13 protein-coding genes are annotated in these 13,696 nt (G+C 73.1%); 2 read left to right on the top strand and 11 right to left on the bottom strand.

The features are described from left to right. Window positions 1-8: 8 nt before the first annotated feature. On the bottom strand, window positions 9-1,031 hold the full coding sequence (locus JQN72_RS02310; RefSeq protein ID WP_204133546.1) for an NADP-dependent oxidoreductase: 1,023 nt from the start codon (window positions 1,029-1,031) through the stop codon (window positions 9-11). Between the two features lie 345 nt (window positions 1,032-1,376). On the opposite strand from JQN72_RS02310, the gene JQN72_RS02305 reads away from it, so the two are divergent. Together JQN72_RS02305 and JQN72_RS02300 are read left to right on the top strand one after the other, a co-directional pair. Next, a complete protein-coding gene (locus JQN72_RS02305; RefSeq protein WP_204133545.1) occupies window positions 1,377-1,955 on the top strand; it encodes a TMEM165/GDT1 family protein in 579 nt (192 codons plus the stop codon). Between the two features lie 18 nt (window positions 1,956-1,973). Further along, window positions 1,974-3,476 carry a S10 family peptidase gene (locus JQN72_RS02300; protein WP_204133544.1) on the top strand — a complete coding sequence of 501 codons (1,503 nt, stop codon included), beginning with the start codon at window positions 1,974-1,976 and terminating at the stop codon, window positions 3,474-3,476. 62 nt (window positions 3,477-3,538) lie between these two features. On the opposite strand, the gene JQN72_RS02295 is transcribed toward JQN72_RS02300, so the two are convergent. The 10 genes from JQN72_RS02295 to JQN72_RS02250 all read right to left on the bottom strand — a co-directional run bounded on the left by JQN72_RS02295 (window position 3,539) and on the right by JQN72_RS02250 (window position 13,632). After that, a complete protein-coding gene (locus tag JQN72_RS02295) occupies window positions 3,539-4,705 on the bottom strand; it encodes an AGE family epimerase/isomerase (protein WP_204133543.1) in 1,167 nt (388 codons plus the stop codon). Continuing rightward, the gene (locus JQN72_RS02290; RefSeq protein ID WP_204133542.1) at window positions 4,702-5,532 is read right to left on the bottom strand and encodes a D-hexose-6-phosphate mutarotase; all 831 of its coding nucleotides are present in this window, start codon (window positions 5,530-5,532) and stop codon (window positions 4,702-4,704) included. The genes JQN72_RS02295 and JQN72_RS02290 overlap by 4 nt, the downstream gene beginning before the upstream one ends. Before the next feature lie 9 nt (window positions 5,533-5,541). After that, window positions 5,542-6,612, bottom strand: a complete 1,071-nt coding sequence (locus tag JQN72_RS02285; RefSeq protein ID WP_204133541.1) for a TerC/Alx family metal homeostasis membrane protein — start codon at window positions 6,610-6,612, stop codon at window positions 5,542-5,544. 155 nt (window positions 6,613-6,767) lie between these two features. Continuing rightward, window positions 6,768-8,132, bottom strand: a complete 1,365-nt coding sequence (locus tag JQN72_RS02280) for a deoxyribodipyrimidine photo-lyase (protein WP_204133540.1) — start codon at window positions 8,130-8,132, stop codon at window positions 6,768-6,770. A gap of 10 nt (window positions 8,133-8,142) precedes the next feature. Next, window positions 8,143-8,865, bottom strand: a complete 723-nt coding sequence (locus JQN72_RS02275; protein ID WP_204133539.1) for a CPBP family intramembrane glutamic endopeptidase — start codon at window positions 8,863-8,865, stop codon at window positions 8,143-8,145. Window positions 8,866-8,893: 28 nt separating this feature from the next. Continuing rightward, window positions 8,894-9,919 (bottom strand): NAD(P)H-binding protein, encoded by a 1,026-nt coding sequence (locus tag JQN72_RS02270; protein ID WP_204133538.1) that lies wholly within the window; start codon window positions 9,917-9,919, stop codon window positions 8,894-8,896. Then, a complete protein-coding gene (locus JQN72_RS02265; RefSeq protein ID WP_204133537.1) occupies window positions 9,916-10,347 on the bottom strand; it encodes an SRPBCC family protein in 432 nt (143 codons plus the stop codon). The genes JQN72_RS02270 and JQN72_RS02265 overlap by 4 nt, the downstream gene beginning before the upstream one ends. Further along, window positions 10,344-11,597, bottom strand: coding sequence for a cyclopropane-fatty-acyl-phospholipid synthase family protein (locus tag JQN72_RS02260; RefSeq protein WP_204133536.1), 1,254 nt, complete (start codon window positions 11,595-11,597; stop codon window positions 10,344-10,346). Before JQN72_RS02260 ends, JQN72_RS02265 begins: the two co-directional genes overlap by 4 nt. Next, entirely contained in the window at window positions 11,594-12,349 is a 756-nt protein-coding gene (locus JQN72_RS02255) for a DUF1365 domain-containing protein (protein ID WP_307812371.1), read from the bottom strand. Before JQN72_RS02255 ends, JQN72_RS02260 begins: the two co-directional genes overlap by 4 nt. After that, window positions 12,346-13,632 carry an NAD(P)/FAD-dependent oxidoreductase gene (locus JQN72_RS02250; RefSeq protein WP_204133535.1) on the bottom strand — a complete coding sequence of 429 codons (1,287 nt, stop codon included), beginning with the start codon at window positions 13,630-13,632 and terminating at the stop codon, window positions 12,346-12,348. The genes JQN72_RS02255 and JQN72_RS02250 overlap by 4 nt, the downstream gene beginning before the upstream one ends. Window positions 13,633-13,696 lie beyond the last annotated feature (64 nt).

Below are 13,696 nucleotides of genomic sequence, written 5' to 3'. Positions count from 1 at the left end.
GCCCGATGTCAGAGGCGGACGACCATCTTCCCGGTGTTGTCCCCGCCGAGGACACCGAGGAAGGCGTCGAAGGCGTTCTCGAACCCGTCGACCGAGGTCTCCCGCAGCGACAGCGTCCCGTCGGCCAGCCAGCCCGCCGCCCGGCCGAAGTACTCGCGCGCCAGGTCGTAGTGGTCACCGACGAGGAAGCCCTCGATGCGCCCACGCGTCTGGATGAGCCTGGACAGGTTGCGCGGCCCCGGCGCCGGCTCGGTGTCGTTGTAGACCGAGATCATCCCGCAGACCGCGACGCGTCCGTTCAGCCGCAGCGACCCCACCGCGGCCTCCAGGTGCTCGCCGCCCACGTTGTCGAAGTAGACGTCGATGCCGTCCGGCGCCGTCTCTCGCAGCGACCGCCGCACCGGGCCGTCCCGGTACGAGAAGGCCGCGTCGAAGCCCAGGTCCTCGGTCAGGTGACGCACCTTCTCCGGCGACCCCGCCGAGCCGACGACCCGCGACGCACCCAGCGCCTTGGCGATCTGGCCGACCGCGCCGCCCACGGCTCCGGCAGCACCCGAGACGAACACGACGTCGCCCTCCTCCATCGCCGCGACCCGGGTGAGCCCGGCGTACGCGGTGAGACCGGTCATCCCGAGCACCCCGAGGTACGCGGAGGCCGGTGCGGCGTCGACGTCCACGACCCGCGCGGACGAGCCGTCCAGGACCGCCACCTCGCGCCAGCCGAGCCCGTGCAGGACGTGGTCGCCGGCCGCGAACCTCTCGGCGTGCGACTCCTCGACGACACCGACGGCGCCGCCGTGCATCGCCTCACCGAGCACGTACGGCTCGGCGTAGGACTTCGCGTCGCTCATCCGACCGCGCATGTACGGGTCGACGGACATCACGACGTTGCGGACCCTCAGCTGGCCGTCCCCCACCTCGGGGACCTCGCTCGGGACGAGCTCGACGTCATCGGCGGTCGGCACGCCGTGCGGACGGGAGACGAGCCGCCACTCGCGCGGACGGACGGACGGGCTGGTGGGCTCGGACATGCGCAACCTCCGGCGGGTCGTTGACGGTCGATGGATGGAACACGCCCGGCCACCCCCTCTATGCCGTGGCCTCGTCCACCCTGCCCTGCACCGCATCGGACCGCAACGACGGGCGGGATACACCGAACTGGCGACCCGCGCAGGTCCGTACGGCGCGACGCGGACCGGCAGGCGCGGATGTATCCCGCCCGTCGACGATCCGGCATCGGGAGCGCCGAGCCGCTCAGGTCCCGGGGAACGCCTCGGGCCCTTCAGCACGGCCGGAGACCGCCGGGTCACGACCCGAGACCGCTGGGTAGCGTGACCCTCGGCCGACAGCTCCCCGTGCGAGGACCCCACCATCCCGTGTACGCGTTCCTGCTCAGCACCGCGGTGATCTTCGTCGCCGAGCTCGGTGACAAGTCCCAGCTCATGGCGATGACCTTCGCCACCCGGTACCGCGTCCGGGACGTGCTCGTCGCGATCACCGCCGCCACGGCCGTCGTCCACCTCGTCTCGGTCGGCATCGGCGCGTGGGTCGGGACGGCCTTCGAGAGCTACCAGGGCGTCATCGGCATCGTCGCCGGCGTCGCTTTCCTCGGCTTCGCCGCCTGGACGCTGCGCGGCGACGAGCTCACCGACGACGAGGCCGACAAGGCCCGGCGCAGCACCGGCACCGCGCTCGTCGCTGTCGGCTCGGCGTTCTTTCTCGCGGAGCTCGGCGACAAGACGATGCTCGCGACGATCACGCTCGCCACCCAGGAGGGCTGGCTCGGCACCTGGATCGGCTCGACCGTCGGGATGGTCGCGGCGGACGCCCTCGCCATCGGCGTCGGTGCCGTACTCGGGCGCACGCTGCCGGAGAAGGCCATCAGGATCGGCGCCGCGGCGCTCTTCGCGGCCTTCGGGCTGCTGCTCATCGCCGAGGGCCTCGGCCTGTTCTGACGCGGCTAGGGTCGGGACATGACCGACCACCCGGCGTCCGACCACCCGCACCGTCCCTCCGCGGACCACAAGGACACCGAGACCGCGCCCGCCCCGCCCACCGACGACTTCGTCACCACCGACCACGTCCTGCGTCTCGGGCGCAAGCGCCTCGCGTACACGGCCACGACCGGCCGGATGGTGCTGCGCGAGGAGGTCCACGAGGACGGCGTCTTCACCGGGCACCAGCCGAAGGCGGAGGTCTTCCTCACCTCGTACGTCGTCGAGCCGCACGCCGACACCGAGCGGCCGGTGATGTTCGCGTTCAACGGCGGCCCGGGGTCGAGCTCGATCTGGCTGCACCTCGGCCTGCTGGGCCCGCGCCGGGCGGTGTCCGGCGACGTCGGTGCGCTGCAGACCCCGCCGTACGGGCTCGCCGACAACCTCGACACTGTGCTCGCGACCACCGACCTCGTCTTCATCGACCCCGTCTCCACCGGCTACTCGCGAGCGGTCCAGGGCGGCAAGGCGAAGCCGTTCCACGGGTTCACCGGGGACGTCGAGAGCGTCGCCGAGGTCATCCGCCTGTGGACCACCCGCAACGACCGCTGGCTCTCACCGAAGTTCGTCGCCGGCGAGTCCTACGGGACGGTGCGCGCCGCCGCGGTGGCCGAGCACCTGCAGACCCGCCGGGGGATGTACCTCAACGGCGTCGTCCTCGTCTCGAGCGTGCTCGACCTCGGCTCCATCGGCCTGCACGAGCCCGAGGACCGCGGCTACGTCGGCTTCCTCCCCACGTACGCCGCGATCGCCCACCACCACGGCCTGCACGGCGACCGGCCGTTCGAGGACGTCCTGGCCGAGGCCGAGGGGTATGCCGAGCGCACCTACCCGTGGGTGCTGTCCCGCGGCGACCGGCTGACCGCCGACGAGCGCGCCGAGGCGGTCAGCACCGTCGCCCGACTCACCGGCCTCAGCGAGGAGTACGTCGACCTCAGCGACCTGCGCGTCGAGCACCTGCACTTCTTCGTCGAGCTCCTCCGCCGGCAGCGCCGCGTCGTGGGCCGGCTCGACGGCCGCTTCACCGGCCCGGCCGGCAACGCCGTCGCCGAGCGGATGGACGCCGACCCCAGCATGGACGCCATCGTCGGGCCCTACGTCGCGGCCTGGCACCACTACGTCCGCACCGAGCTCGGCTACGAGAGCGACCTCCCCTACGAGCAGCTGTCCATGGCCGCTCACGAGGAGTGGTCCTACAGCGAGTTCGAGGGCCGGTCGGTCGACGTCACCGGGCGGCTGGCGCAGGCGATGCGCGCCAACCCCGACCTCAAGGTGCACGTGGCCTACGGATGGCACGACGGGGCGACGCCGTACTTCGCCGCGCGCGAGACGTTCTCGCGGATGGGCCTGCCGCCCGAGCTCTCCGCGAACATCGAGCACCGCTACTACCCGGCGGGCCACATGATGTACGTCCACGACGAGACCCGCGCCCGGCAGAGCGCCGACATCGCCGAGTTCGTCCGCGGCGCGTCCGGCGGCTGACGGGTCGCCAGGCCCGGCGCCGTGCGACCTCCGCACCCGGCCGAGCGCAGCGCGGCGTCGGTTCAGGCCTCCAGCGGGGTGACCAGCGCACCGCCGCAGTGGTAGACGTCCGGGCGTCCGGGCCAGATCCGGCCGCCCTCGGCCATCGCGTCGTCGAGCTCGTTGCGCCACGTGCCGCGCTCGTCGACGAAGTAGCGCGCCGCGTGGTCCCACAGCCGGCGGTACCAGGCCTCCCAGTGCGGGTCACCGGTGCGCCGGAGCAGCACCGCGCTGGTCTGGATGCCCTCGCAGACCGGCCAGTGCAGCCGGACGTCGGCCACCGGCGTGCCGTCCCAGTCCACCGTGTAGACCAGGCCCGGGCGGCCGTCGAGGCCCCATCCGCCGTCGAGGGCCCGGCGGGTCAGCTGCTCGGCCCCCTCGACGAGCCAGGACGGCGACTCGACCAGCGGGGAGGCGTCGAGCAGGAGCAGGAAACGCGCCCACTCCAGCGAGTGCCCGAAGGTCGCGCCGTACGGGCGGAACGGATGCAGCGGCTCGTCCCGGTTGTAGTCGAGGAGCACCCGCCAGTCGGACGTGAAGTGCTCGGGCAGCAGCCATCCGTGCTCCCGGGCGGCCGCGTTGACGAGCCGGTCGGCGATGGCGAGCCCCCGGCGGTGCCAGACGGCGTCTCCGGTGGCGTCGCCCATCGCGAGCATCGCCTCGAGGCCGTGCATGTTCGCGTTGGCGCCGCGGTAGTCCTCCGGGTCGGACCAGTCCGGAGCGAACGACTCGCGCAGCGTCTCGGTGGAAGCGTCCCAGAGGCGGGTGTCGACGACCTCGGCCACCTGCTCGAGCAGGGCGCTCGCCCCCGGATGCCCCACGCTCGCCGCCGTCGCCGCGGCCATCCCGACGTGCACGTGGTCGTACGTCATCTTCCGCGTCTCGGTCCCGGGCTCGCTGAGCCATCCGCCGTGCACCGGGTCGGCGTGCAGCCCCGAGAGCGAGGACATCGCGTGGTCGAGCAGCTCCCCGGAGCCGGGGACCCCGTGCCGGACACCGAGCGCGGCCACGTACGCCATCCGTGCCGTGAGGAACAGCTCCGGCCCACGACCGGGCACCGGGCGGCCCTCCGCGTCGAGGTAGTGGAACCCGCCGTCGGCCCGGACCGAGCCCAGGGCGAACGTCAGCACGTCGGCGAGTCCGCGCTGCAGCCACGTCCGGTGTGCGGGGGTGTCGAGCCAGCTCGTCACAGGTCCTCCACGGTGAGGCGGTAGGTGAGGGTGTGCGTCGCCCCGGGCGGGAGGGTGACCGCGTCCGCGAGCACGTTCGCGCCCTCGACGCAGACGAAGCGGTGCCAGTGGTCGCCGACGTCGTCGATCGCGGCGGCCTTCTCGGCCCACGGGTTCCACACGACGCGGTTCGCGGCGCCATCGGTCTCGACGTGCAGGCGCCGGCCGAGGACGGGGTCGGTCACGGTGACCGGCCGCGTGCCGCGATGGACGCGGTCGGTCTCGCCGGTGAGCACGAGGTCGCCCTCCTGGACGTGGTCGGTGCCCGTGACCTTGTCGTGGAAGGGGGCGCCGTCGAGCCCGGAGACCACCACCCGGCGCACGTCGCCGACGGCGAGGTAGGCGTGCAGCGCCTCCTCGACGACCACGGGGGCGTCGCCGGTGTTCGTCGTCGCGAGCTCGAGCCCCAGGTCAGCACCGAGGTGGGCGGTGAGCTCGAGGACGTAGGGATGCGGCCAGAAGGGGTCGGTGGCGTCCGCCTCGGTGAGACGGTGCCGCAGGACGGTCGCGTCGCCGCGCTGCGTCTCCTCGACGAGCGACCACACGGCGCCCCGGGCGAACCCGTGGCCGTACGGCGCGCCACCGGCCCGGCCGGGCCCGAACCACGGCCAGCAGACCGGCACGCCGGCGTGCGGGGGCCGTCCGCTGCGGGGCCCGACCGTCGGATGGACGAAGAGCACCGGCTCGTGGCCGGCAGGCTGCCACCGCAGGACGAGCGCGCCCTCGTCGAGCACCTCCGCCGAGCAGACCGTGCCGGTCACGGCACGGGACGGCGGGGAGTCGGTCACGTCCCCAACCTAGCGGCGCCCTCGGGGGCGGTCCGAGCCGACCGCGCCGGGTCGCTCGGCGGGGCCGTCCGAACCGGCCTCCCGGGCACGCCGGTTCGCGACGAGGCTGGTGACCGTGACGAGCGCGAGGATGCCGACGATGACCACGAGCGAGGCGAGGGTCGGGACCTCCGGGGTCGCGGGCCAGATGCCGTGCGCCCAGTGCAGGACGAGCTTGACCCCGATGAACGCGAGGATGGCGCCCAGCCCGAAGCCGAGGTGCGCCAGCGCCCCGAGAAGCCCCTCGAGGACGAAGTACAGCGCGCGCAGGCCGAGGAGGGCGAAGGCGTTCGTGGCGAAGACGAGGTATGCGTCACCGGTGATCCCGAAGACCGCCGGCACGGAGTCGACGGCGAAGACGATGTCCGTCCCGAGGATCGCGACGGCGACGAGCGCGAACGGGGTGAGCGCGCGGCGGCCGCCCTCGACGACGGTCATCCGCGGGCCGCGGTAGTCGTCGACGACGGGGAAGAAGCGGCGCAGCAGCGCGACCGTGCGCAGCGACCCGATGTCGACGGCGTGGGCCTCGTGCGACATGGCGTCCTTGAGCACCTTGACGGCGGTCGCGAGCAGGATGACGCCGAAGAGGAGGAAGGTCCACGAGAACATCGCGATCAGCTGGGCGCCGACCGCGATGAAGACTCCGCGCAGGACGAGCGCCCCCGCGACACCGATGAGCAGCACCCGCTGCTTGAGCTCCGGCGGGACGGCGAAGGCCGCGAGCAGGAGCATGAAGACGAAGAGGTTGTCGACCGACAGCGACTTCTCGACGAGGTAGCCGGTGTAGTACTCCAGGCCGCGGTCGCCGCCGTGCTGCGTCCACACGAAGACGCCGAAGGCCAGCGGCAGGGCGATGTAGAACGCCGACCAGCCGGCCGCCTCCTTCATCGACACCTCGTGCGGGGTGCGGGTGAGGACGAAGTCGAGGGCGAAGAGGGCGAGGACGCCCGCGACGGTGACGCCCCACAGCAGGGGCGTCCCGACGGAGCTCCCGCTGGTGGCCGGCTCGGCGGCCAGGGCAAGGGTGTGGAGGGATGACATGACGCTCCTCAGGGCACGGTGATCGGGCCTGAGGTCTCCTTCACCGCGCGGACGCGGCGCCGCACCGGGGACGCGCTGGGGCGTCCGTACTGACCGGAGCGGACTTGGGAAGTACTCCCCTCGTCGTCGCCCATCCTACCCGTGACGGACGCGGGTCAGCGACGGGTGCGCTCGTAGCGGTCGAGGGCCTCGCGGCGCTCCTCGGCGTGGTCGACGATCCGCTTCGGGTAGCCGTGCGCGTACCCGTCCTCGTGCTCCCACGGCTCGTGCGCGGCCTTGCCGGACAGGTGCCGCAGCTCGGGCACCCAGCGCCGCACGTACTCGCCGGACGGGTCGAACTTCTGCCCCTGGGTCACCGGGTTGAAGACCCGGAAGTACGGCGAGGCGTCCGTCCCCGTGCCGGCCACCCACTGCCAGCCGTGGTTGTTCGAGGCCAGGTCGCCGTCGCACAGGTGGTCGAGGAAGTGCCGCGCCCCGACCGGCCACCACACGTGCAGGTCCTTGGTGAGGAAGCTCGCGGTGATCATCCGCAGCCGGTTGTGCATCCAGCCCTCGGCGAGCAGCTGGCGCATCCCGGCGTCGACGACCGGGTAGCCCGTCTCGCCCCTCTTCCACGCCTCGACGGCGTCCTCGGGCTCGTCGTAGCGCATCCCGGTGAGCGGCTTGAGGTCGTGCCAGGCGCTCTTCGGGTTCTGGTGCAGCACGTCGGCGTAGAACTCCCGCCAGGCGAGCTCGTCGCGGAAGGTCTCGACGTCCTTCCCGGAGCGGTCTGCGACCTCCGCGAGCAGCGTCCGCGGATGCACGACACCGAGCTTGAGGTACGGCGACATCCGCGAGGTGGCGTCGGCGGCGGGGTCGTCGCGCGACCCGGCGTAGTCCCCGAGGTCGTCGTCGCGGAAGGCGCGCCACCGCCGCAGTGCCGCCTCCTCGCCGGGCGTCGGGAGCTCCGGGAGGTCGGACGCGGACAGCGCGGCGTCCAGCGCCGCGGTGGCGTCGGCGTCGTTGCGGGCGTGTCGCAGCGGCAGCTCGCGCGGGGTCGCGGCCGGCTCCGGCCACCCGTGCCGGCGCCACGCCTTGGCGAACGGCGTGAAGACCTTGTACGGGTCACCCGAGCCGTTGACGACTAGCCCCGGCCCGACGGCGTACGGCGTGCCGGTCTCGACCCACTCGACGTCGTCCTTCCCGAGCGCCTCGGCGACGGCCGCGTCGCGGCGCGCCCCGCCGGGGGTGGTCTCCCGCGTCACGTGCACCGACGACGCGCCCACCCGTGACGCGAGCCCGGGCACGACCTGCCGTGGGTCGCCGTGCAGCAGCGTGAGGTTGCCGTCCAGGGCGTCGTCGAGAGCCCGGAGGTTCGCCGCGAGCCAGGCGTTGCGCACCGGCCCGCCGCCGTCCCAGTACCGGGGGTCGACGACGAACGCGACGACGAGGTCGCCGTCGCCGGCCGCGTCCCGGGCGGCGAGCAGGGCGGGATGATCGCGGCGGCGCAGGTCCCGGCGCAGCCAGAGGACGGCGGTCATGGGTCCCCTCTCAGGAGAGACGGTCGAGCACGGGTGGGAGGAGGAAGAGCATCCCGAGCGACCACGTGAGGTGCGTGACGATCGGGCCGAGGATGCCCCCGGTGACCCGTCGCTGGAGGCCGACGACGAGACCCACGAGCACCGCGGCGAGCACGAGCAGCGGGATGCCGGACGCCGCCGTGACGAGCGCGTAGACCACGGTCGTCACCGCCACGGCGTGCCGGCGGCCGACGCCCGCGTACAGCGCGCCGCGGAAGTACAGCTCCTCGGCGACCCCGTTCACGGCGGTCACGGCGGCGACGACGGCGAGCGAGCCGACCGACGCGTGGTCGAGCAGCTGCTCCACCGGGTCGCGCAGGAACGGGACCTGGGCCACGAGCACAGCGCCGGCGAGGAAGAGCGCGAGGAGCATCCCGCCGATCGCGAGCGACTGCACGACCGCCCGGCTCTCGCCGCTCCCGCCGCGGGTGTGCGCGCGCCCGAGGTGAAGCGGTCCGGACGCGAACGCCCCGACCGCCCACACGCCGGCGAGCGCGAAGGTGGCGACGTAGAACGTGGCGTCCCCCGGCTCGATCCGCAGCGCCCACGCGAGGACGCCGGCACCGAGGAGCAGCGTGACGACGGCGACGACCCTCCGGCGGCGGAACGCCCAGTCCGGCTCGGTGTGGTCGCGGGGGACGGGGTCGACGAGGGCCGCCCGGACGAAAGCCCGCAGCTCGGTGACGACCTTCATCGCCGCCGTCCCCCGCGTCCGCGGCCCGTCACGGGTCCGAGCCGCTGCCGCCTCCGGCCCAGGCCGGGTCGGCCGCGGTGACGCGGGCGGGGTCGACGGTGCCGGGCTCGGGCCGCGGGTCGACGTGGTCGCCGGCGATGGCGTCGGTGACGGCGCGGTCGTACCCGAGCGCCCCACCCGGCGGGGCGCCGACCAGGTCGTCGATGTCGTCCTCCTGGCAGACGACCTCGTGCAGCAGGCTCTCGACGAGCGGCTTGGCCAGGCCGGTCGGCACCGGCGTGACGAAGCCGACCCACTGCGAGGCCAGCCGCGGCGTGAGGACCGGGACGGTGACGATGCGCCGCGCCATCAGCCCGGACAGCCGCGCGAAGCGGGCGATCATCTCGCGGTAGGTGAGGATCTCCGGGCCGCCGATGTCGAGGGTGCGGTTGACCTCTGGCGGGAGGTCGGCGGCGCCGACGAGGTAGTGCAGGACGTCGCGCACGGCGATCGGCTGGATCCGGTTCTCGAGCCACTTCGGGGTGACCATGACGGGCAGCCGCGTCGTGAGGTGGCGCAGCATCTCGAAGGACGCCGAGCCCGAGCCGAGGATGATCGCGGCCTGCAGGACGGCGGTCGGCACGCCGCTCGCCATGAGAAGGTCGCCGACCTCGACCCGCGAGGCGAGGTGGTCGCTCAGCGGGCCGTCGTCCGGGTGCAGCCCGGAGAGGTAGACGATGCGGCCGACCTCGGCCTCGAACGCGGCGACACCGAAGGTCCGCGCCATCTCGCGGTCCCGCTCGACGAAGCCGCCCTCGGAGTCCATCGAGTGCAGCAGGTAGTAGGCGACGTCGACGCCGTCCAGTGCCGTGCCGAGATCGGTGCGCGAGGTGGCGTCGCCCTCGACGACCTCGGCCTGCTCGACCCATCGGCGGTCGGAGAGCTTCCCGGCGTCGCGGGTGAGGACGCGCACCGTCCATCCGGCGTCGAGCAGCGCGGGGACCAACCGGGACCCGATGTACCCGGTGGCCCCCGTGACGAGCGCTCGGCGACCGGTGCCGCGGCCGTCGGTCACAGGCGGTCCAGCGCTTCCCGCAGGGTGCGGGCCGTGTTGTCGCCGAGGCGGTTCAGCAGCGGCGTGATGACCGGTCCGAGGAAGCGGGCGGGGCCACTGAACTCGAAGTCGGCGCGGTAGGTGACGCTCGAGCCGGTGCCGTCCGGCCGCACCGTGATCGTGTCGTGGCTCACCGTGGTGTCGTTGCGGCCGGTGATGACGAAGACGGGCTCCTCGACCTGCTCGGTCGTGTACTCGAGCTCGACGGTGTTGCCGGCGAACTTCGACACGTTCTTGTACCGCGTGCCGGGGCCGCCGTCACCGGACACCAGCTCGCACGACACCGTCCCGTAGTCCCACTCCGTCGCGTTGCGGAAGTCGACGAGGTAGGGGAAGACGACGTCGGGCGCCGCGCTGGTGCGGATCGTGCGTTCGATCGTGGTGGTCATCGACCGTCCCTTCTGGTGAACCTGATCTGGGCGACGTCCAGGTAGCCGGTGGCGAAGCCCGCCTCGCAGTACGCGAGGTAGAACTCCCACATCCGCCGGAACGTCTCGTCGAACCCGTGGTGCTGGATGTCGTCCCAGCGCTCCGTGAACGTCTCGCGCCACCGGCGGAGGGTCTCTGCGTAGTCGGCCCCGAACGCCTGCACCCGGTCTACCCGCAGCGAGCTGTGCTCACGCGTGACGTCGCGGATCGCCTGGAGCGAGGGGATGAGCCCTCCGGGGAAGATGTACTTCTGGATCCACCCGAAGGAGCCCTTCGTGGCCAGCAGGCGGTGGTGCTCCATGAGGATGGCCTGGATGGCGACCGCCCCGCCCGGGGCGAGCAGGTCGTCGATCGTCGAGAAGTAGGTGTCCCAGTACTCCTCGCCGACGGCCTCGATCATCTCGACGCTGACGACCGCGTCGTACTCGCCGGTGGTCTCGCGGTAGTCCTGGAGCAGCACCTCCACGCGGCCCGCGTACCCCGCGGCGGCGATCCGCTCCAGCGCCAGGGCACGCTGCTCGGCGGAGAGCGTCACCGACGTCACGGTCGCGCCCCGCGCCGCGGCGCGGATGGCGAGCTCGCCCCATCCGGTCCCGATCTCCAGGACCCGGGAGCCGGCGCGCACGTCCGCGGCGTCGAGGATGGCCTCGACCTTGCGGACCTGCGCCTCGTGCAGGTCCTGCTCGGCCAGCGGGCGCGTCGGGTCGAACAGCGCCGAGCTGTACGACATCGACGGGTCGAGGAAGGCGGCGAAGAGGTCGTTGGAGAGGTCGTAGTGGGCGCTGATGTTCGAGCGCGACCCCTCGAGGGTGTTGCGCTGGGCCCGTGGCATGGCGCGGTCGACGAGGCCGCGCAGCGAGAGCAGCGGCTTCGGGACGAGGTCGCCCATCTTCGCCGCGAAGGGCATGAGCGCCTGGGCGAGGTCGGTGCCCTCGGCCGCGCTCCAGTCGCCCGCCATGTAGGCCTCGCCGAGGCCGATCTTCGGGTGCGCCTCGAGGCGCCGGAACAGGGCGCGTGGCCGGGCGACCTCGAGCACGGGCGAGTCCGGGCCGCCGCTGCCGACGACGGTGCCGTCGGGGTAGCGCATCCGCACCGGCATGGGCCGCACGGCGACCTCGGTGATCGCCTTGGCGACGGCGCCTCGGGTCAGCGCCCGGGGGAACCCGAGGCTCGGGGCCGCCAGCTCGAGCCGGTTGGTCTCGACGGTCATCGCACACTCTCCAGGTCTTTCGCGGGGCGGGGGCGCACGGGCAGCCGCCGCAGCCACAGCCAGACACCGTGGAGGCGGATGAGCCCGCTCACCCGCTGGGGCATCAGCGGGTGCCGCAGGACCGTGCGGACCACCGTCGGCAGCGTCGCCGGGGTGGGGGTGCCCGTCACGGTCGCGGTCACGAGGGGTTCGTCGCCGACCCGGAGCCGGATGGCGACCCCGACCGCGGTGTGCGACAGCGAGAGCCGGATGGCGTACCGGCCCTCGACGTCGTTGAACGGGGAGACGTGGAAGTCCTTGTCGACCTCGGCCCGGCCACCCGGGTCGGGACGCAGGACGTAGGCGTGCCGACCGCCGTAGGTGTTGTGCACCTCGACGAGGACGGCGCGCAGGTCGCCCGCCGGGTCGAAGACCCAGAAGGCCGACATCGGGTCGAAGACGTGCCCGAGGACGCGGGCGTGGGCCAGCATGACGACGCGGTCACGGGCGCTCGTCGGGACGCCGTCACGCTCGAGGACGCGCAGCACGTTGGCCTTGAGCGCGGCCGTTCCGGGGTTGCCGGCGAGGTGGTCCTCGCCGCGGAAGGTCGCGAACGGGCGCAGCCAGCGCGGCAGGCGCGGCATCCGGTCGAGGTCCACGAGCCACTGGTGGTGCCGGTGGGTGAACGAGTGGCGCACCGGCCGGTGGCGGGTGTGGTGCACACGTCCGACGACGAGCGCCGGCAGGTCGGGGAGGTCGGCCGTGGTGGTCACCACTCGACCCCGAACGCCCGGGCGGCCTCGACGCCGCTGCGGCAGCCATCCTCGTGGAAGCCCCACCCGTGGTACGCCCCGGCGAAGGTCGTCGTGTCCGTCGAGAGCTCCGGCAGGCGGCGCTGCGCCCGGACCGCGGGCACGTCGTAGAGCGGGTGGGTGTAGCGCATCGTCGCGACGACGCGGGCCGGGTCGATCCGGTCCGTCGCGTTGAGCGTCACGTAGAACGGCTCGTCCTCGGGCAGGCCCTGGAGCCGGTTCATCCAGTAGGTGACGACCGGGCCGCGCGAGGGGTCGTCCCCGACGAGGTAGTTCCACGAGGACCGGGCGAGCCGGGCGCGCGGCATGAACGCGGGGTCGCGGTGCAGGACGGTCTCGTTCGCCGAGTACCGGAAGGCACCGAGGACCTCCTTCTCGGCCGGCGTGGGGTCGGCGAGCAGACGCAGGGCGTCGTCGGCGTGGGTGGCGAGGACGACCTTGTCGTGGCGGTCCGGCCTCCCGGCGGCGGTGCGGACCTCGACGCCGTCCGGCGTGCGCGCGACCGACACCACGGCGTCGCCGCTGCGGACGTCGGCGAGCCGGGCCGCGAGGAGGTCGACGTACGTGCGGGAGCCACCGACGACGGTCATCCACTGCGGGGAGTCGCCGATGCTGAGCATGCCGTGGTGCTCGAGGAAGCGGAACAGGTAGCGGGCCGGGTAGTCGAGGGCGTCGCCGCTGCCGCTGGACCAGACGCACGCCACGAGGGGCACGGCGTACAGCCGGCTGAACGAGCCGGGGAAGCCGGCGTCACGGACGAACTCGCCGTAGGTCGTCGTGTCCTCGTCGTCGGTCCGGGCGAGGAACTCGGTGGCGAGGCGATGGAAGCGGCGCACCGCGCGGAGCATCCCGACGTAGTCGCGGTCCAGCAGCTGGCGGGGACGGGCGACGAAGCCCTTGACCCCCCGGCCTCCGGCGTACTCCAGGCCGCTGGTGGCGTCGCGGATGCTCATCGACATCTCGGTGTCGCGCGCCTGGACGCCGAGCTCGCGGAAGAGTCTGCGCAGGTGGGGGTAGGTGCGGTCGTTGTGCACGATGAAGCCGCTGTCGACCCTGAGGTCGCCGCGGGCGGTCGGCACGGTGTGGGTGTGCGCGTGGCCGCCGAGGCGCGGCTCCGCCTCGTACAGCGTGACCTCGTGCGACGCGGCCAGCACGTGTGCGGCGGTGAGGCCGGACACCCCCGCTCCGACCACGGCGACGCGCTCGGGACCGTGGCTGCGGTCCCGCTGGGAGGGGGGAGGCATGGGCACGACCGTAGAACCTTTCACAGGATGTCGTCAAAGGTTTGTCAAGACTGTGACGAACCTT

It is taken from the genome of Phycicoccus sp. CSK15P-2 (assembly GCF_016888005.1).
Lineage (GTDB): Bacteria > Actinomycetota > Actinomycetes > Actinomycetales > Dermatophilaceae > Phycicoccus.
Note: the sequence above shows the minus strand (reverse complement) of the source record. Positions and strands in the feature narration are given on the sequence as shown.

Excerpts from the sequence above, each read along its gene's own strand:
- JQN72_RS02310 (WP_204133546.1), bottom strand. The coding sequence starts at position 1,031 with ATGTCCGAGCCCACCAGCCCGTCCGTCCGTCCGCGCGAGTGGCGGCTC.
- JQN72_RS02300 (WP_204133544.1), top strand. The coding sequence starts at position 1,974 with ATGACCGACCACCCGGCGTCCGACCACCCGCACCGTCCCTCCGCGGAC.
- JQN72_RS02285 (WP_204133541.1), bottom strand. The coding sequence starts at position 6,612 with ATGTCATCCCTCCACACCCTTGCCCTGGCCGCCGAGCCGGCCACCAGC.
- JQN72_RS02280 (WP_204133540.1), bottom strand. The coding sequence starts at position 8,132 with ATGACCGCCGTCCTCTGGCTGCGCCGGGACCTGCGCCGCCGCGATCAT.
- JQN72_RS02275 (WP_204133539.1), bottom strand. The coding sequence starts at position 8,865 with ATGAAGGTCGTCACCGAGCTGCGGGCTTTCGTCCGGGCGGCCCTCGTC.
- JQN72_RS02265 (WP_204133537.1), bottom strand. The coding sequence starts at position 10,347 with ATGACCACCACGATCGAACGCACGATCCGCACCAGCGCGGCGCCCGAC.
- JQN72_RS02260 (WP_204133536.1), bottom strand. The coding sequence starts at position 11,597 with ATGACCGTCGAGACCAACCGGCTCGAGCTGGCGGCCCCGAGCCTCGGG.
- JQN72_RS02250 (WP_204133535.1), bottom strand. The coding sequence starts at position 13,632 with ATGCCTCCCCCCTCCCAGCGGGACCGCAGCCACGGTCCCGAGCGCGTC.